Raw genomic sequence first — 17257 nt, 5'->3', positions numbered from 1 at the left:
GCGGCTCATTGGCTCATCTCCCGCGACCAATTGATGGCATTGACGTAGATACCGAGCGGATTGGCCCGAAGCCGTTCGGCGTCGCTTGGCGGCTGGACCACGATCGTCAGGATCGCGGTCCAGTGCTCGGTGATGGAGAGCTTGCCGTTTTCGTAGCGACGCTCGGTCCAGGCGACGCGAAAAGAATCCGGTGAGGCGCGAATGACGGAGGAGACCTCGACAGCGACCTGCTGCTTGCCCACCTTGGAGAAGGGTTCACTGCCGCGAGCATAGGCGTTGAGCACCATAGCGCCCTGGTCAGTGGTCCACTCATAGGCGCGTAGCCAGTTTTGTCGCACGATAATCGGATCGGCCGGGATTGAGCGGACCTGCTCGATGAAGCGGGCGAGATGCCACGCGATTTGCGGATCGGTCGGCTTGTAATCGGCGTTCGCGGGCGCGACCGTCTGCGCCTGTCCGAGCGCATCGACCTGGACCACCCACGGCACCACCGTGCCTCGGCCTGACTGCCAGACAAGGGAGCCCGCGAGGCCCGCCGAGAGCATCATCGATCCGAAGGCCATGGTGCGCCAATTCCTGGCCTGCACGCGGGCGGAGCCAATGCGCTCGTCCCAGACCTGCGCTGCCCTTTGATAGGGCGTCTCCGGTTGCGGTGTCTTGCCGTAGTGAACGGCGGGCCGTCGAAAGATGTTCATTGGTCACTTGCCTTCCGAGAGAGAAATGGAGGTTCCGCTGCCATGGGCATCGCCGGCGCGCACGGCGTGGGCAGCCGTCTGGACGCCATGGGAGAGTTGCTGAGATCGCTGCATGCGTTTGGCCCAGTCAGGCGGGTTCCTTGCCGCGGCGGCGACTTCGCTGCCGCCGCGGAAAGACGTACCGCCGGTAGACCCGGGATCGCCTCCGACCGTTCCGAGGGTCGATGATCCACCGGTGGCCTCGAAGGCAGAATTGGCGCCGGAAGCGAAGCTTGAATTCAGGGACTGGATGGCGCGCGCGGCCGCGCGCTTAAGCGGCGAAGCGGCGGCCGAAACGCCGGCGCTTGCAACGCCGCTCAGCCCTGAGGCGACACCCACGGCGCCCGCCTGGCCGGCGGAGCCGAGCGTATAGGCAGTCGATGCACTGCCTGCGAGGAACGAGCCGCCTCGCGCTGTGGAAGCCGCTCCGGAGAACGCGGCCGCTCCACCCCGCATTGCAAGGGCGGTAGCACCACCGGCGACGAGCGCCGTGCCGCCGGCGGCGAGACCGGTGCCGACGGCAGCGCCCGCACCAAGCTGCGGTCCGCCAGAGACGAGACCGTTGGCAATGCCCGGACCGAAGATGCCGAGGCCAAGCAGTGACAGGGCCGCCAGCACGATCGCCATGGCTTGATCGATGGTTGGGTTCTCGCCGCCGAAGCCTTGGGTAAACTCGCTGAAGAGCGTCGAGCCGATGCCGATGATCACCGCAAGCACAAGCACCTTGATGCCGGATGAGATGACGTTGCCGAGCACGCGTTCGGCCATGAAGGCTGTCTTGCCGAAGAGGCCGAAGGGGATGAGGACGAAGCCAGCCAGCGTCGACAGCTTGAATTCGATGAGCGTGACGAAGAGTTGCACCGCCAGGATGAAGAAGGCGAGGAGCACGAGCGCCCAGGCAAAGAGCAGGCAGGCGATCTGAATGAAATTCTCGAAGAAGGACACATAGCCCATCAGCCCCGAGATCGCCTCAAGCAGCGGTCGTCCCGCATCGAGGCCGGTCTGCGCCACTTTGCCGGGGCGAAGCAGGTCCTGGACAGTGAAGCCGGTACCGCTCGCCTTCAGGCCGAGCCCGGAAAAGCTTTCGAAGACGATCCGGGCAAGGCTGTTCCAATTGGAAATCAGGTAGGCGAAGACGCCAACGAACAGCGTCTTCTTGACCAGCCGCGCCAAGATGTCGTCGTCCGCGCCCCAGCTCCAGAAGAGAGCGGCAAGCGTCACATCAATGACAATCAGTGTGGTGGCGACGAAGGCGACTTCGCCGCCGAGCAGCCCAAAGCCGCTGTCGATGTAGCGGGTGAAGGTGCCCAGGAATTGATCGATGACGCCGGTATCGCCCATGCTTATCGCGCCCCCTGCGACGCCGCATCTGGCAATTGCGGTGCGGCGGTCTCTGGCGTTGGACGCGCAAATGGCGACTTGAGACCGAGGAACCGGTCGCGCTGCTGCGCCCACAAGCGCAAGCAGCCGCCGTCGCGCAAAGCAGCCCCACCGAGGATCTGGCAGCGGCGAAGACCTTCGCGGAGCGGGTTTGGCGACAAAGTGGCCGGCGCCTCGGGAGCGGCCCTAACCGACTTTTCCTCCTTTCGGGCCAACTCGACCGCGGCCGCCGTGACGGCGATCGCGAGGAAGATGACAGCGGCGAGGCGAGCGAGTGACTTGCCATCCATGGCGGTGAGCCTCACTGGTTGAACATCGCGGCATTGCCGGCCTGGTACCCGGAGCCCGGGTTCAGGAACCGGCGGCGCTGCTCGCGCCCCTGTTCGGCGGCGGCGGCACGTTCAGCCTCGGTCATTGCCTGGGCGCGACCGTTCGCGGCGACAACCGCCGTGAGATCGGCAAGCTGCTGCGCCTGAAGCGCGAGAAGCTGGTTACCGGCTTGTGTCGCCTGCAGCGCGCCGGTGGCTGATTGGCTGGCGCCGACAAGCGCCGACATTTGCGTGCGATTGGTGTCGATGTTTCCAACGACGCCCGCTTGCACGCGCATGGCGTCCTGCAGGCCGCCAACCGTATTCTGCCAGCGCGAGCGCGCATCCGTGACGAGTTGCTGATCGGACGCGGATAGCGAGATGCTGCGGTATTGCTGCTGGAAGATCCTGTCGACCTGCTGGACATCGAAGGCGATGTTCTGCGCCTGGCCGAGCAGCTGCTGCGTCCGCTGCACCGATTGCTGCAACTGCTGCAGCGAGGAGAAAGGCAGGCTCGCGAGATTGCGGGCCTGGTTGATCAGCATCTGTGCTTCGTTCTGAAGTGAGGTGATCTGATTGGTCACCTGCTGAAGCGATCGCGCCGCCGTCAGGACATTCTGCGCATAATTCGACGGATCAAACACGATCAACGCGTATGCTGGCCTGACAGCTGCGGGCAACACCGCGAGCGGCGCGGTGAACATGGCCGCGGCCAGGGCAAGCGCGCGCGAGCGAAAGCGATGGGTATTCATGTTTGATGCTCCTGTTCGGGTTGGGAGGTGAATGTCGAAACGTTGGGAACGAGGTCAGCCGCCCAACTGGCGTTTCGCGCGCGCAGCCAGGCAGGGAGGAAGCCGGCGCGGCCATGTCCGGCGACGATGCTGGCGATCAGAGCCTGATCGGTCTTCGAGGATGCAGCGCAAAGCGCCAGGGCGATCTCGGACAGGCCGAGCTCAAAGAGGCGGTTGCCGCGTCGAGACTGGCAGTAGTAGTCGCGCTTCGGTGTGGCGCGCGCCAAAATCTCTATCTGGCGGTCGTTGAGGCCGAAGCGACGATAGATCGCGGTGATCTGTGGTTCGGTTGCGCGTTCGTTCGGCAACAGCAGCCGGGTTGGACAGCTCTCGATGATCGCTGGTGCGATGCCCGAATTGTCAATGTCGGACAGCGACTGCGTGGCAAAGACGACGCTGGCATTCTTCTTGCGCAGGGTCTTCAGCCATTCGCGCAATTGCCCGGCAAAACTCTCATCATCAAGGGCAAGCCAGCCCTCGTCGATAATGAGCAGCGTCGGTCGTCCATCGAGCCGGTCACCGATGCGATGGAACAGGTAGGAGAGAACCGCCGGTGCGGCTCCAGTCCCAACAAGACCCTCGATTTCGAACACCTGCACGGACGCCGTGCCAAGGTGCTCGGCCTCGGCATCAAGCAACCGCCCGTACGGGCCACCGATGCAGTAGGACCGGAGAGCCTGCTTCAGATCGTTGGCCTGCAGCAAGACGCTCAGGCCGGTGATGGTGCGCTCCTCCACCGGCGCCGAGGCGAGCGACGTCAGAGCGGCCCAGATATGCTCCTTGGCGTCCGGGTTGATCGGGATGCCTTCGCGCGCCAGGATTGCCACTACCCAGTCGGCGGCCCAGGCGCGCTCGTAAGTGTCGTGTATGCGGGCGAGTGGCTGGAGCGAGACGGAGGTATCGGCGCCTTCGGTTAGGCTTCCGCCAAGATCGTGCCAGTCGCCTCCCATTGCCAGTGCGGCGGCGCGGATCGAGCCGCCGAAGTCGAAGGCAAAGACTTGACTGCGCGCGTAGCGGCGGAACTGCAGGGCCATCAGCGCGAGCAGCACGGACTTGCCAGCTCCGGTAGGCCCGACAACAAGCGTGTGGCCGACGTCGCCGACATGCAAGGACAACCGGAACGGGGTCGAGCCCTCGGTCTTGCCGTAAAGCAAGGGGGGACTACCGAGGTGCTCGTCCCGTTCCGGCCCCGCCCACACGGCAGAGAGGGGGATCATGTGGGCGAGATTGAGTGTCGAGATGGGTGGCTGGCGGACGTTGGCGTAGGCATGTCCGGGCAATGAACCGAGCCAGGCATCGACGGCATTGACGGTCTCGACCATCGCGGTGAAATCGCGTCCCTGGATGACCTTTTCGACAAGACGCAGTTTTTCATCGGCAAGACGCGGATCGGCATCCCAGACCGCGATGGTCGCGGTGACATAAGCCATGCCCGTCATATCCGCGCCGAGCTCCTGCAAAGCCATGTCGGCGTCGGCCGCCTTGTTGGCGGCGTCCGTGTCCATGAGCACGGACGCCTCGTTCGTCATGACCTCCTTCAGGATGGCCGCGACCGACTTACGCTTGGCGAACCATTGCCGACGGATCTTCGTCAGCAGCTTGGCAGCGTCGACCTTGTCGAGAAGGATCGCACGCGTCGACCAGCGGTAGCCAAATGCGAGCCGGTTGAGGTCATCGAGAAGGCCGGGCGTGGTTGCTGTTGGAAAGCCAACAATGGTGAGCACGCGAAGATGCTGATCCCCAAGACGCGGCGCCAGCCCACCGGTCAGCGGCTGATCGGCCAGCAGCGCATCGAGATAGATCGGCGTCTCGGGGACGCGCACACGATGGCGCTTCGTCGAGACAGCCGAATACAGGTAGGTCAGGGTCTCGCTATCGTCGAGCCACCGGCATTCCGGCATGAAACCGTCGAGCAGGGAAAGCACGCGATCCGTGCGGTCGACAAAGGCGCGCTGAATCTCATTGGGATCAACGCCCGACTGTTCGCGCCCCTCGTAAAGCCATGTCTCGGCGCGCGCGACATCCTCGACCGGCGGCAGATAGAGGAAGGTGAGGAAGTAGCTCGAGATGAAGTGAACGCCTTCCTCTTCGAACTCGGCCTTGCGCTCGGCGTCGACGAGGGCTGAGGCCGGGTCAGGAAACTGGCTTTCGGGATAGGTCGCCGCCTGATGCCGCTGCGCCTCGACGAAGATGCTCCATCCCGAGCCAAGGCGACGAAAGGCGTTGTTGATACGCGAGGCCACCGCGACCAACTCGGCCGCGACCGCGGAATCGAGATCGGGCCCGCGAAACGTTGCGGAGCGCTGAAAGCTTCCATCCTTGTTGAGCACCACGCCGGGCGCGACAAGCGCGGCCCAGGGCAGGTAGTCGGCAAGACGGTTGGCGGTGCGACGATATTCGGAAAGGTTCATCATGACAGGACCTCACACCGGCAGATGAGCGGGAAGGCGCAGATGCCTTCGACCCACTTCGAAAAAGAGCGGATCGCGCCTTGCGGCCCATACAGCGGTGAAGTGTCCAACTGCCCAGATGATGAGACCGACCAGCCAGAGGCGAAGGCCCAGGCCAACCGCGCCTGCCAGTGTGCCGTTCAGGATTGCGATCGAGCGGGGTGCGCCGCCGAGCAGAATATGCTCGGTCAGTGCCCTGTGAACGTGGACCGTAAACCCTGGCACAGCGCCGACCTGTTCGAAAGCGGCCGCCATCAGATCAGCGCCCCGCCGCCGAAGGAAAAAAACGACAGGAAGAAGCTGGATGCCGCAAAGGCGATCGACAGGCCAAAGACGATCTGGATCAGCCGCCTGAATCCACCCGAGGTGTCGCCGAAGGCAAGCGTTAGCCCCGTTACGATGATGATGATGACGGCAATGATCTTGGAGACCGGGCCCTCAATCGACTGAAGGATCTTCTCAAGCGGTTGCTCCCACGGCATCGACGAGCCGGCGGCATGAGCGACCTGGGCGAGCATGAGGGTGGTGGCAAGGGTCGTGGCGCCAGCGGCCAAGCGCCTGTAGCCACGCGAAAGGATGCGGATCATGAGCTGTCTCCTGGACTGTTCTGGTTGGTTTGGGAGGTGCGGTAGTCGCCGTCAGGCCCAAGCCCGTCGACGCGCATAAGTTCTGTCAGCCGCCGCGCGGGTCCGCGCCCGGACAGAACGGCGATGAGATCAATGGTTTCCGCGATGAGGGCGCGCGGGACAGTGACGACGGCTTCCTGGATGAGTTGCTCGAGACGGAGCAATGCCCCGATGCCCGAGCCGGCGTGGATGGTGCCAATGCCGCCAGGATGTCCGGTGCCCCAGGCCTTCAGGAGGTCGAGGGCCTCTGCGCCGCGCACTTCGCCGATGGGAATGCGGTCCGGCCGCAAACGCAGCGAGGAGCGAACCAGGTCCGCGAGCGTGGCGACACCATCCTTGGTCCGCATGGCGACCAGATTCTGCGCGGCGCACTGCAACTCGCGTGTGTCCTCGATGATGACGACGCGATCGGCTCCCTTCGCGACCTCGGCGAGCAGGGCATTGGTGAGGGTCGTCTTGCCGGTGGATGTGCCGCCGGCGACAAGGATGTTTGCGCGAGCACTGACGGCGCTGCGAAGCGCGTCGGCCTGCTCGGCGGTCATGATGTCTGCAGTGACGTAATCTTCGAGCGTAAAGACCGCGACGGCGGGTTTGCGTATTGCGAAGGCCGGCGCGGCAACGACCGGCGGAAGAAGCCCTTCGAAGCGTTCGCCGGTATCCGGCAACTCGGCCGAAACGCGCGGCGAGCGCGCATGCACCTCCGCGCCGACATGATGGGCGACAAGGCGGACGATGCGCTCGCCATCGGCGGCCGACAGCACCTCTCCCGTATCGGCAAGACCTTCGGAGAGCCGGTCCACCCAGATGCGGCCATCCGGGTTCAGCATCACTTCGACGATGACGGCATCGTCCAGTAACCGGGTGATGGCGGTTCCGAGCGCTGTCCGGAGCATACGCGAGGTGCGCGCGCGTCCTTCCATATTGTGATGCGATGCCGCCATCGGTGTCCCCGGTTTTTCGGCAGGGACAACTCAGACGCCCCTGTCGGGGATGATTAAAAGAGCCGGATTCTGGATCGCTTCAACAAGTATGTTGAGCCGTAGTGGCGTGGCGTACAAATACAGGAGAACGGCGGCGCCGCTGGCGCCTGGCTTCGATGCGAGGACGCTCCGCGATCGATGCGCGAACTCGGAAGGCTGTTGGACCTGGCTTAACTGTGAACATCGTTGCCGGGCGTTCATACGCGATTGCGTATATCATTTTTTTATACGTGACCGCGTATATTCTAAAAATATACGTGACCGCGTATATTGACCGAATATACGCGAGCCCGTATGCTAACGCCTGGAGGCCGCCATGACCGATCAGATCGCCCGCAACGAAAAACAACTCGCAGCCATCCTGCGTCGTGCCCGCAAGCAGGCCGGCCTCACGCAAGGGGCGCTTGGCGATCAGATCCACTTGCGCCAGGGCACGGTATCGCGCCTTGAAGCCGGAGAGCCGGCTGTGCAGCTTCGTACAGTGATGGCGGCACTCTCCGCCCTCGGCCTTGAGCTCGTCATTCGCACGCGCAGCAAAGGCAGCTCCGCTGACGTCGAGGACCTGTTCTGATGGCGCGGCGATCGGCCCACACGCCACTGAATGTCTTGCTGAACGGGCGCCTGGTGGGCGTTTTGCGCAGAGCATCCACGGGCGCGATAGACTTCCAATACGCCCGCGAATGGCTGGACTGGCGCGGCACCTTCCCGGTCTCACTCTCGCTTCCTTTGCGGGAAGATCGCTATATCGGCGCGCCTGTGATCAACGTTTTCGACAACCTGCTTCCCGACAATGACGCCATCCGCAAGCGTGTTGCCGAACGCGTCGGCGCTGATGGCACGGACGCCTACAGCATGCTCGCCGCGGTCGGGCATGATTGCGTCGGCGCGCTACAGTTCCTGCCTGACGGCATCGATCCCGGCATTCCAGGCAGCATCAACGGCAAGCCAGTCTCCAACGAGGACATCGCCGGGATAATTGAAAACCTTGCCACTGCTCCTCTCGGTCTCGGCGAGGACGAGGATTTCCGCATCTCGATTGCGGGCGCCCAGGAAAAAACCGCGCTGCTGCGCAAGGATGGGGGCTGGTTCAAGCCGATCGGAACGGCTGCGACCACCCATATTCTGAAACCACAGATCGGCCAGTTGCCGAACGGTATCGACCTCTCCCATAGTGTTGAGAACGAGTATCTGTGCCTCAAGCTGCTCCAGGCCTTCGGCGTTCCCGCCGCTCAGGCAGAGATCGCTGATTTCGGGGGGCGCCCCACCCTGATCGTCGAGCGTTTCGACCGGCTGTGGGCTCGCGATGGCCGCCTTTTGCGCCTGCCGCAAGAGGACATCTGTCAGGCGCTGTCGGTGCCGCCCACACGCAAGTATCAATCCGAAGGCGGCCCCGGCATCCCTGAGATTGTCGCGCTTTTGAGGGGCAGTGACACGCCCGAGGAAGACATCACCGTCTTCATGCGCGCCAGCGTTTTGTTCTGGCTGATTGGCGCTACCGATGGCCACGCCAAGAATTTCAGTATCTTTCTGAGCCCTGGCGGGCGGTTCCGTATGACGCCCCTCTATGACGTACTGACGGCACAGCCCAGCTTTGATGCCGGACAGATCCCTCGAAGAAAATTCAAGTTGGCGATGTCGGTCGGCACGAGCCGGCATTATTCGGTCCATGAGATCATGCCCCGCCACTTCATGCAGACCGCCGACATTGCCGGCGTGGGTACACCTGTCATACGCGGAATTTTCGAGGACATTGCTGGAAACGTGGAGAAGCAGGCCGAGATCGTGATCTCCTCATTGCAGCCTGGCTTTCCCGAGCAGGTTGTCGAGTCAGTCAGATTGGCTATAGGCAAGCGCGCAAGTCTTCTCGCCGACGCAAATTGACCATGGTCTGCTGATCATCATCGTCATCGGCCCGCATCGCTATCGTCGCACTGCCAATCATCGCCATCACCATGGCGAAGATCGCCATCGGCTTTATCGTATTCCGCCCTCGTCGATCGGATTGATATCCTCCGAAATTTCCTGCCGTAGCTTCGGCCCCTTCGCCAGCCGCCGGCCCAGGGCGGTGACGAAGGCTTCGTAGCGTTCAGCCGCCTTGGCACGCGCCGCCTGTGCCGCTGGCTCCGGCAAGGCCGGTGTGGTCGCCAACCAGAAGCGGACGAACACGGCCAAGGTCTCAACCGCGATGCCTATATCGCGCTCCTGCCTGGCCAGACGCCGATCGACCTGATCCAGGCGCTTGGCGATCGCGGCCTCGCGACGCTCATCCGCATCGGGCGAGAGGAACGAAGCGATCGCGGCTTCGGCTATCATGGACTGGGATTGATCGCGTCGCGCCGCATAGTCCTGAAGCATCGTCATGACGGGCGGATCGAGATAGACGGAGATCTGCACTTTCTTCTTGCGGCCGGTCATGGCGGCTACAACTCCATGCCATCGTCGGGGTCCAGGGAAACCTGCCGCGCCACACCCTCTACAAGGCGGGCAAGGCGTCGATTGCCGACAGCGTCATCGTCGCCATCATCGATCTCGATCTCGATCTCGAACTCGTTCTCGATCGAGGCCGTCTTCTCGACTGGCGGCGCGCGATTGAGTTCGGGTTGTTGGCGCTGCTCTGATCCAGTCGGATCTTCATCGTCCTGTGGCGGCGAGCCTGGGGGAGCGGCGGCCTCGTGGCCGGCCAGGACCGGCAGCAGGCTCCAATCATCAAGTTGCCCCCCTTCTTGACGGACCAGTTCAGGTGGCGGCAGGACGCGCTCCTGGAAGCGAACATCCTCATAGTAGCGCGCCTTCTTCGCCCGGATCGGCGGCACACCCGCTACCATCACGATCTCGTCGCTTGGTGGAAGCTGCATGACCTCGCCAGGGGTGAGCAACTGACGAGCTGTCTCTTGCCGCGACACCATGAGATGTCCGAGCCAGGGCGACAGCCGGTGGCCGGCATAGTTCTTCATTGCCCGCATCTCGGTTGCCGTACCGAGCGCGTCGGACACACGTTTGGCAGTCCTTTCATCGTTTGAGGCAAAGCTCACGCGCACATGACAATTGTCGAGGATCGAATTGTTTGGCCCGTAAGCCTTTTCGATCTGGTTCAGCGACTGCGCGATCAGGAAGCTCTTTAGCCGATAGCCAGCCATGAAGGCCAAGGCGGACTCGAAGAAGTCGAGACGGCCGAGCGCTGGAAACTCATCCAGCATAAGCAGCAATCGGTGGCGGCTGGTCTTTGTGTGCAGGTCCTCGGTTAGCCGACGCCCGATCTGATTGAGGATAAGGCGAATGAGTGGTTTGGTCCGATTGATGTCGGACGGTGGCACGACCAGGTAGAGCGTCGCCGGCCGTTTGCCGCCGACGATGTCGGCGATCCGCCAGTCGCAGCGCCGCGTCACCTCGGCGACGACGGGATCGCGATAGAGGCCGAGGAAGGACATTGCGGTGGACAGCACGCCCGAGCGTTCGTTGTCGGATTTGTTGAGCAGTTCGCGCGCAGCACTGGCGATGACCGGGTGCGGGCCGGTTTCGCTGAGATGCGCGGTTTTCATCATTGCTGAAAGCGTCGACTCGATCGGCCGCCTTGGATCGGAGAGCAAGGCGGCAACGCCGGCCAGCGTCTTGTCCTTCTCGGCATAGAGGACGTGGAGGATCGCACCCACCAGCAGCGCGTGACTGGTCTTTTCCCAGTGATTGCGCTTTTCCAGGCTTCCTTCCGGGTCGACGAGAATGTCGGCGATGTTCTGGACGTCGCGAACCTCCCATTCGCCGCGACGGACTTCCAGCAGTGGATTGTACGCCGACGATCTTGAATTGGTCGGATCAAAGAGCAGCACGCGACCATGCAGAGCGCGAAAGCCGGCGGTGAGCTGCCAGTTCTCACCCTTGATGTCGTGGACGATCGCCGAGCCTGGCCAGGTTAGCAGCGAAGGCACCACCAGGCCGACCCCCTTGCCAGACCGGGTCGGAGCGAAGCACAGCACATGCTCGGGCCCGTCATGGCGCAGGTAATGGCGATCGTGGCGCCCGAGCACGACACCTTCGGCGCCGAGCAACCCGGCAGCCTCCACCTCCCTCCTTTCGGCCCATCGCGCCGACCCATAGGTCTGGACGTTCTTGGCTTCGCGTGCACGCCACACAGACATGCCGATCGCAACAATGATCGACAGGAAGCCGCCGGACACCGCGATCAATCCGCCTTCCACGAAGATGTCCGGGGCGTAGGCGTCGTAAAAATACCACCACCAGAATAGCGCTGGCGGATAGTAGACGGGCAAGCCGGCGAGCTCAAACCAAGGCGGGCCTAACTGCGCCTGGAAGCCAAGGCGCCATGCCGTCCATTGCGTCGCCATCCAGATCGTCACCAGGACGATCAGGAAGATACTGAGTATCTGGCCCCAGAGTATCTTCGTCGCGGACATGGAGGTCCTCTCTCGTGTTGTCAGAGACCGAGCCCGCGTTTGCGAGCAAAGCTCCAGTCAATGCCGCCGTCACTGCGGGCGACACCGGAGACATGCCGGCCAAGATGGTTTTCGAGCGAGGGTGACCAAGGCACCAGCTGGAAGCCGAGGCCGTCGTCGAGCATGGCAAAGCGACCAGAGGCGAGCGCGAAGCGCTGGCGGTATATTCCGGCGACATGGTCGCCGCTGGCGGCACGGTTGAAGGGCCGCCCAGCCTCGGCCGCGAGCCTCTCACCAACCCGTTCGAGTTCGCGGCGCCGTAGCGTCTCGATCAGGTTGCTGGTGAAAACAACCCGCCCACCTATACGCTGCGCAAGGCCTTCGCTGATCAGATGATCGGCCCGCTGTTCCATAGCTTGACGAACCTCGGCACCGAAGCCACCGATGCTCAAGGCGGCAGGCGCGCGCGCGATGGCCTGCCGGTCGAGCCAGGTCGCTCCCGCTGCCGTGATCTGCTCATGCACACCAAGATCGGAGCGAACGGCGAGCGCGACACGACGCCGGCCGCCCGCATCTTCGAAGCGGCGCAATTCGACGACCGACCCTGGCGGGCCGTCGCCAGTTGCCTCGAGACCGCCAAGTCTGATGTGATGCGTGCGTCCGTCGACAGCGTCGACTACGGCATAGGCAGTGCCGGTCAGTTCGTCGTCGAGACCGCGATCAAGCAACCGCCCGACAATGGGCGTATCGAGGCTTTCGGCGGCCAAGACATAACTGCTCGAACCGCGCTCGATCCCTTGTTCGGTCAACGCGCGATGCATTCGCTTTATGATGTCGCCACGCTCGCCGAGCTCCCGCAGGGTAGGCTCGGCCCTATCGTCGATCACCCATTGGCCTGGAGCAACCTGATCGGCAAGACCGAGGGCTTCGAGCTTGCGCAGGCGACCGACCTTATGCACGTGATACTCGTCGGGCCGCCTATGGGCACTTGCGGCAAGATCGATGACGCCGGTGCGCGACATGTCACGGACCAGCTGACGGTCAAGCTGGGTCCAGCGTTCTGCTTCGATCTGCCGCTGCAGATTGCGGCGGACGTCGAGATCGGCGCGGGGCCCGAGTTCCTGGGTAACAAGATCGGCGGCTCGGGCTCGCATCCCTTCCTTGATGTAGTCGCGTGAGATGACGAGATCCTGCGCGTCATCTGTGCGTCCACGCAGGATGACGTGGATATGGGGGTTGTCGGTGTTCCAGTGGTCCGCCGCGACCCAATCGAGCTTCGTGCCGATATCTTTCTCCATCTGCCCCATGAGGTCGCGCGTGAAGGATCTGAGATCCGACATCTCCGGAGCGTCCTCTGGCGAGACGATGAAGCGGAAATGGTGTCGATCGCTCCCGCAGCGCTCGGCGAACACCTTGACGTCCGCATCGTCCGTTCCCGGGCCGAACATGCGGGCCTTTTGCCCTTCACGGGTGACACCCTCACGTTGCAGGTAGGAGAGGTGTGCGGTCAGCGGCACAGCACCCGCGGAGTGACGAACGACACGGGTTTTGATGACAGTGACGCGAGAGCGGCTGGTCAGCAGGCGGTTGGCCCGGATGTTGGCGACCTGGCCCCGGCCGAAGCGCGATCGGTTACCGGGGCTGATTTGACCGGTGCGGGAGATGCTTCCGCCGGCTTTTTTCGCCGCCGCCAGTGCCTGTGCGATGAACGGCCGCAAAGCCTGATCGCGGTTGGAACGAATGCGCCCGGGTCGAAGGCGAAGCTCGTGCTCATCGGCCATGTTCCTATCCCGCAACGTGGAAAAGAAGATGCCGATACAATGTCTTGGGCGTGCGACGCACATTGCGCGGAATTGCTGCAATGTGCGCATGGCGCCTGAAAATCCTCAAAAACCAACCGACCGGCCGGCACACAATGTGCGGGCTTTTATCTAGCCATCCCTCGGTCGTGTTGCCTGCATCTCCCCCCTCCGTACGCCATGGCCCGCTGGAGCACGAAATGGTGCGAAGCGCGTTGATGACGCTCATGGCGCGGACCTTCCCCTCACTTGCGGTGCGAACAGACCGGTCGATGGCACCGTAGCGTCGCCCAATCCTTCCGTGGGCATGGCCTTTGAAGGATCATTGCGGGAACGCCTCAACTGCATCGAACCGTCCTCCGGCTTGCTTATTGGCTGCGCGGCGAAGAGCGAAGCGTACCTCCAGCCGTGCTGTGCTGGGGATGCCGGACTGAGAGCTTTCGGTGCACCGTCGTTGAGTATGGCGGATGCGACGACGGCGACGTAAGCGCTGGTCTCCCGAGGCAGCCGCCTGCCCTGCAGCGACGCCTCGTACCGTCCCGGGCCGGCATTATAGGCAGCAATCCAGCCGGGCGATCCGTAGCGATCAACCAGCTCGCGGATATAGGCCGAGCCCGCGATGATATTGTCGTGCGGATCATAGGGATCGGGGCCAAGTCGATAACGCGCGCGCAGGTCGGACCAGGTATCGGGCACAATCTGCATCAGACCCATGGCACCCTTGGGCGATGTGGCCCGTTGATCGCCGGCGCTCTCGGCGCCAAGGACGGCGCGGATCCAGCCCGGCGGAAGGCGGAAGCGGCGCGCCGCCTCCGCTATGTGGGTGTCGTAGCGACCGCGCGCCGTCGGCGTGCCTAATGGCGGGCTCTGCGCCGGTGCAGTCGCGGGAACGACGCATGTGAAGCAGAGCCCGGCAAGTACAAACACAGCTGAACGTCGGGTAGCGCGAGGCAACGCAGGCGTTCCCAACTGGCTCGCCGGCCGGCGGCGCGCCAACATCGCCTAATCCTTCTCCACGCGGTCACGCAGACGCGACCACTGCAAAGACCAGGACTTTTTGTCGGCGCCGTTTTGGAACAGATAGGCGCGGATCGGCTGCGCGAAAGTCGGGTCGTCTATCTGCAGTGATACGAACTCTCCCGCCTTTTCGCTGGAGTGTTTCCAACCGGCGCCGATCGCGATGCAGTCTTCGCCGCCAGCTTGCACAAGGTAGTCGGGCGCATTGTCTGTCTCGTTCGCTTCGGCCGCGACGATCGCAATCTCGAGGTTGAGACTGAGCGTGCGGATTCGTCCCGAATACCCGGTCTGATGGCTTATGAACTCACCGATCTGTGGCATTTCCTGTCTCCTGTCTTTGATGTCTGCGGTGACGATCAGACGGCACGGAGGACGCCGCCGGTGGCGCGCTCACCGCGCTGTCGCACGCCATTGGAAGTGGCCGCCGCCCTGCTCGTCCGTCCACAGCGGAACGGCGCGGCCGATGATGTGATCTGTGGTAAGGAAGCCGAAGTAGCGTCCGTCGAAGCTTTCGCGGACGTGGCTGTTCATCAGGAAAACGGCGCCGGCGGGAATGCGCCGGCAGCCCTGCCAATCCGGCAGGTCGCGACCGTTGCGATCGTGTTTGAGCGCGGTACCGACGTCAGTGCCACTAACTGAAATGACCAGCTCTTTGCGGCACACGGTTTGGCCTGAAACCGCAAGGATGTGCTTGATGAGCGGCACGCGCTTTGGCAGATAGCCGCGGTCGGCAAGCAATGTTGCGAGCGGTTCGGGCGGCTCGACGGCAACGAGATCGTTCGCCGAAAACGGCACGCCGCCGTCGATCAGGTACAGGCCAATTGGCGTGCTGGCTGAAGCATTCCAGATGAACCTCGGCGACACCTCGGTGAACGCGGGACAGAGCATGGCCGTGATCGCCAGTGCCGTCGCGAGGACGATCGCGTGCCGCGTCATGGCTGGACCCGCCGCCGGAGCAAGTGGGCGCGGTGAATATCCAACGTATAGGCGCGTGGCTCCTGTCCCGCCGTCAATCGGTTGTGGACATGCCGCCAATGATCAGCCGAGACCGCTTCCGGATCGATGCCGAGTTGCTCGATCCGGTCGATCATCTGCAACACCCGCTCCACCTTGGGCCAGCCGTCAGACCTGAGCAGGATGTCGCCGCCGGGTCGCACGAAAGGCAGCGTCTGGTGTGCTTCGCCCTCAGCGACAACGCGCACGATATCGACGCGGGAAATGATCGTGCCGAAGTCGTTCGCGGCCCAGCGAACGAAGGCAAAGACAGTGCGTGGGCGAAACGAGACAACGCGCCGGTGGCGGTCGAGAATCTTCTCCTGGGCGACCGAACCGAAGCGGATCCAGTACTCGATCTTCTTTTCGACCCACGTCAATTCGACGTGGGTCAAGCCGTCATCGCCCATCGCGCCGATCACCGATCGGCCTGAACGGAAGTCAACGACAGTGCCCATTGCTTGTCTCCTGATTTCGCGGGGAAGCAACCGCGGTGATGGAGTTACTGAAGTGATGCCGGCGCGGTGGACCCGCTGCGCCTTCGCGCGGGGTCAGTTCAACGCCCATACCGTCCGGCCGGCGTTGGAGCCGCTGCTGGATGGCGCTTGGCCGGAAGGACTGAGCCGCGCGGGTCCGAAGTCGAGGTAACGGCGCCACGCTCTGCCCAAGCCTGGAGATCGTCCACGGCGTAGACGACACGGCCGCCGAGTTTGCGATAGCCAGGACCAGTGCCGTAGGTACGGTGTTTCTCGAGCGTGCGGGACGACAGGCTGAGGAACTCGGCAGCTTCCTTGGTGCGTAGAAAGCGCGGCGGCAAAACGGCTAGATCTGGTCGCATGTATCGAGCCTCCCAGGGGGTTTTGAGAACCGCTGATGCTCAGCGGCGGGCAGCGACCACTGTGGCGGAAAGGCGGCTTCGCAGGGGATGAGGAAGATGGGGGGGTGCAATATTGCCACCCCGGAGCTAGGAGCGCTTCCGATGGCGCAGCAATTGCAGATAGCCGCCGGCGATCATCGCTGTTCCGCCCTTGGCGAGACCGATCACGGTGTTGCGAAGCGACGAGGTTTTCCAGGGATTGGAGACCACACGCCCCGCCCCATAGAAAGCGGTCGCGATTTCACGATAGCTGGCGCCGTTCGTGCGACCGTCGGCGGCCCGCATCATCAAGCGCAGGCGGCGCCTCTGCTGAACAGTCATTCGGGTATCGGGCGGCACGGGCCGACTGTTATGGCCGCGCCAGAAACGGACCAGAGCCTCGACCCGGCCTAAGGTCTCGGAATCCAGCGGTATCAAGGCCGCGCGGGAACAACTCGCGGCGCTACCCGGAAAGAGAAGGAGTTGCGTTGCGATCCCGCTGTCATGGATAGCGTGCGACCCCTGCGGACTGTCGTGGCGAGCACTGATCCCGGCGAGCGCCGTGGGAGGGTCGGATGACAGGAAATCGGGGGACGGCACGAGGGCCAGCACCGCGGGGTCGGCAAGAGGCGACCACAGAACGTCCTGCATCAACGCGGACAGGTCGGGACGGGCGGCGAAATCGCAACCCCCAACGTTTCTGCGCTTCCGTCGGAAAAGGTTGCGTCTCCGCTCCCGAACGGGCGAGCGCGGCGTAGAGGCGCTGATATGAATTCCAACGGCGCAGGCATTCCCAGGCCAATCCTTCGACTGGTAAGCTGTCGAAGAAGTCGTAGCTGGTGTTATCCCGCCAACGTGACGTATCCGGCTTCATCGTGCGTTCTCATCAGGCTGCAAGTGTGCCCGAATCGATTCCGGGTGATTGCGATTGGCGG

The 17257-nt window shown here is 63.3% G+C and carries 20 protein-coding genes; 2 read left to right on the top strand and 18 right to left on the bottom strand.

What is annotated here, in order from left to right; all coding sequences use genetic code 11:
- Window positions 1-5: 5 nt before the first annotated feature.
- Genes trbF through trbB form a run of 8 tightly spaced genes read right to left on the bottom strand, consistent with a single transcriptional unit; the run spans window position 6 to window position 7230 of the window.
- A complete protein-coding gene (gene trbF / locus EN861_RS32570) occupies window positions 6-695 on the bottom strand; it encodes a conjugal transfer protein TrbF (protein WP_127278043.1) in 690 nt (229 codons plus the stop codon).
- 3 nt (window positions 696-698) lie between these two features.
- Window positions 699-2075 (bottom strand): P-type conjugative transfer protein TrbL, encoded by a 1377-nt coding sequence (gene trbL / locus EN861_RS32565; protein WP_135867613.1) that lies wholly within the window; start codon window positions 2073-2075, stop codon window positions 699-701.
- A 2-nt stretch (window positions 2076-2077) separates the two neighbouring features.
- Entirely contained in the window at window positions 2078-2404 is a 327-nt protein-coding gene (gene trbK-alt / locus EN861_RS32560; RefSeq protein WP_135867612.1) for a putative entry exclusion protein TrbK-alt, read from the bottom strand.
- Between the two features lie 11 nt (window positions 2405-2415).
- Complete coding sequence (gene trbJ, locus EN861_RS32555) at window positions 2416-3174, bottom strand: P-type conjugative transfer protein TrbJ (RefSeq protein ID WP_127280923.1); 759 nt, start codon at window positions 3172-3174, stop codon at window positions 2416-2418.
- Window positions 3171-5627, bottom strand: a complete 2457-nt coding sequence (trbE, locus tag EN861_RS32550; RefSeq protein ID WP_135867611.1) for a conjugal transfer protein TrbE — start codon at window positions 5625-5627, stop codon at window positions 3171-3173. Before trbE ends, trbJ begins: the two co-directional genes overlap by 4 nt.
- Window positions 5628-5636: 9 nt before the next feature.
- Window positions 5637-5918 (bottom strand): VirB3 family type IV secretion system protein, encoded by a 282-nt coding sequence (locus EN861_RS32545; RefSeq protein WP_127281203.1) that lies wholly within the window; start codon window positions 5916-5918, stop codon window positions 5637-5639.
- Window positions 5918-6250, bottom strand: a complete 333-nt coding sequence (locus EN861_RS32540) for a TrbC/VirB2 family protein (protein WP_135867610.1) — start codon at window positions 6248-6250, stop codon at window positions 5918-5920. The genes EN861_RS32545 and EN861_RS32540 overlap by 1 nt, the downstream gene beginning before the upstream one ends.
- Entirely contained in the window at window positions 6247-7230 is a 984-nt protein-coding gene (trbB, locus tag EN861_RS32535; protein ID WP_135867609.1) for a P-type conjugative transfer ATPase TrbB, read from the bottom strand. Before trbB ends, EN861_RS32540 begins: the two co-directional genes overlap by 4 nt.
- 355 nt (window positions 7231-7585) lie before the next feature.
- On the opposite strand from trbB, the gene EN861_RS32530 reads away from it, so the two are divergent.
- Together EN861_RS32530 and EN861_RS32525 are read left to right on the top strand one after the other, a co-directional pair.
- The gene (locus EN861_RS32530; RefSeq protein WP_127277171.1) at window positions 7586-7840 is read left to right on the top strand and encodes a helix-turn-helix domain-containing protein; all 255 of its coding nucleotides are present in this window, start codon (window positions 7586-7588) and stop codon (window positions 7838-7840) included.
- Window positions 7840-9150, top strand: coding sequence for a type II toxin-antitoxin system HipA family toxin (locus EN861_RS32525; RefSeq protein ID WP_135867608.1), 1311 nt, complete (start codon window positions 7840-7842; stop codon window positions 9148-9150). The genes EN861_RS32530 and EN861_RS32525 overlap by 1 nt, the downstream gene beginning before the upstream one ends.
- A 93-nt stretch (window positions 9151-9243) precedes the next feature.
- Here the strand turns inward: EN861_RS32525 and EN861_RS32520 are convergent, their stop codons facing one another.
- The 10 genes from EN861_RS32520 to EN861_RS36485 all read right to left on the bottom strand — a co-directional run bounded on the left by EN861_RS32520 (window position 9244) and on the right by EN861_RS36485 (window position 17196).
- Window positions 9244-9684: a CopG family transcriptional regulator gene (locus tag EN861_RS32520; protein ID WP_127277166.1), complete on the bottom strand. Its 441-nt coding sequence runs from the start codon at window positions 9682-9684 to the stop codon at window positions 9244-9246.
- 5 nt (window positions 9685-9689) lie between these two features.
- Entirely contained in the window at window positions 9690-11678 is a 1989-nt protein-coding gene (locus EN861_RS32515; RefSeq protein ID WP_135867607.1) for a conjugal transfer protein TraG, read from the bottom strand.
- Window positions 11679-11698: 20 nt separating this feature from the next.
- Window positions 11699-13438: a VirD2 family relaxase/mobilization nuclease gene (locus tag EN861_RS32510; RefSeq protein WP_135867606.1), complete on the bottom strand. Its 1740-nt coding sequence runs from the start codon at window positions 13436-13438 to the stop codon at window positions 11699-11701.
- 243 nt (window positions 13439-13681) lie between these two features.
- Entirely contained in the window at window positions 13682-14455 is a 774-nt protein-coding gene (locus EN861_RS32505; protein WP_135867605.1) for a lytic transglycosylase domain-containing protein, read from the bottom strand.
- A gap of 3 nt (window positions 14456-14458) precedes the next feature.
- A complete protein-coding gene (locus EN861_RS32500; protein ID WP_127277158.1) occupies window positions 14459-14794 on the bottom strand; it encodes a DUF736 domain-containing protein in 336 nt (111 codons plus the stop codon).
- Window positions 14795-14863: 69 nt separating this feature from the next.
- Entirely contained in the window at window positions 14864-15409 is a 546-nt protein-coding gene (locus EN861_RS32495; RefSeq protein ID WP_135867604.1) for a S26 family signal peptidase, read from the bottom strand.
- Window positions 15406-15876, bottom strand: coding sequence for a DUF2840 domain-containing protein (locus EN861_RS32490; RefSeq protein ID WP_245458500.1), 471 nt, complete (start codon window positions 15874-15876; stop codon window positions 15406-15408). The genes EN861_RS32495 and EN861_RS32490 overlap by 4 nt, the downstream gene beginning before the upstream one ends.
- A 146-nt stretch (window positions 15877-16022) precedes the next feature.
- Window positions 16023-16304, bottom strand: coding sequence for a helix-turn-helix domain-containing protein (locus tag EN861_RS32485; RefSeq protein WP_127277152.1), 282 nt, complete (start codon window positions 16302-16304; stop codon window positions 16023-16025).
- A gap of 126 nt (window positions 16305-16430) precedes the next feature.
- A complete protein-coding gene (locus EN861_RS32480; RefSeq protein WP_348629805.1) occupies window positions 16431-16922 on the bottom strand; it encodes a DUF2285 domain-containing protein in 492 nt (163 codons plus the stop codon).
- Entirely contained in the window at window positions 16825-17196 is a 372-nt protein-coding gene (locus tag EN861_RS36485) for a DUF6499 domain-containing protein (protein ID WP_245464304.1), read from the bottom strand. Before EN861_RS36485 ends, EN861_RS32480 begins: the two co-directional genes overlap by 98 nt.
- Between the last annotated feature and the right edge of the window lie 61 nt (window positions 17197-17257).

It is taken from the genome of Mesorhizobium sp. M8A.F.Ca.ET.218.01.1.1 (assembly GCF_004791165.1).
Taxonomy (GTDB): Bacteria; Pseudomonadota; Alphaproteobacteria; order Rhizobiales; family Rhizobiaceae; genus Mesorhizobium.
The sequence above is the reverse complement of the archived record's forward strand: the minus strand, read 5'-3'. Positions and strand labels throughout refer to the sequence as shown.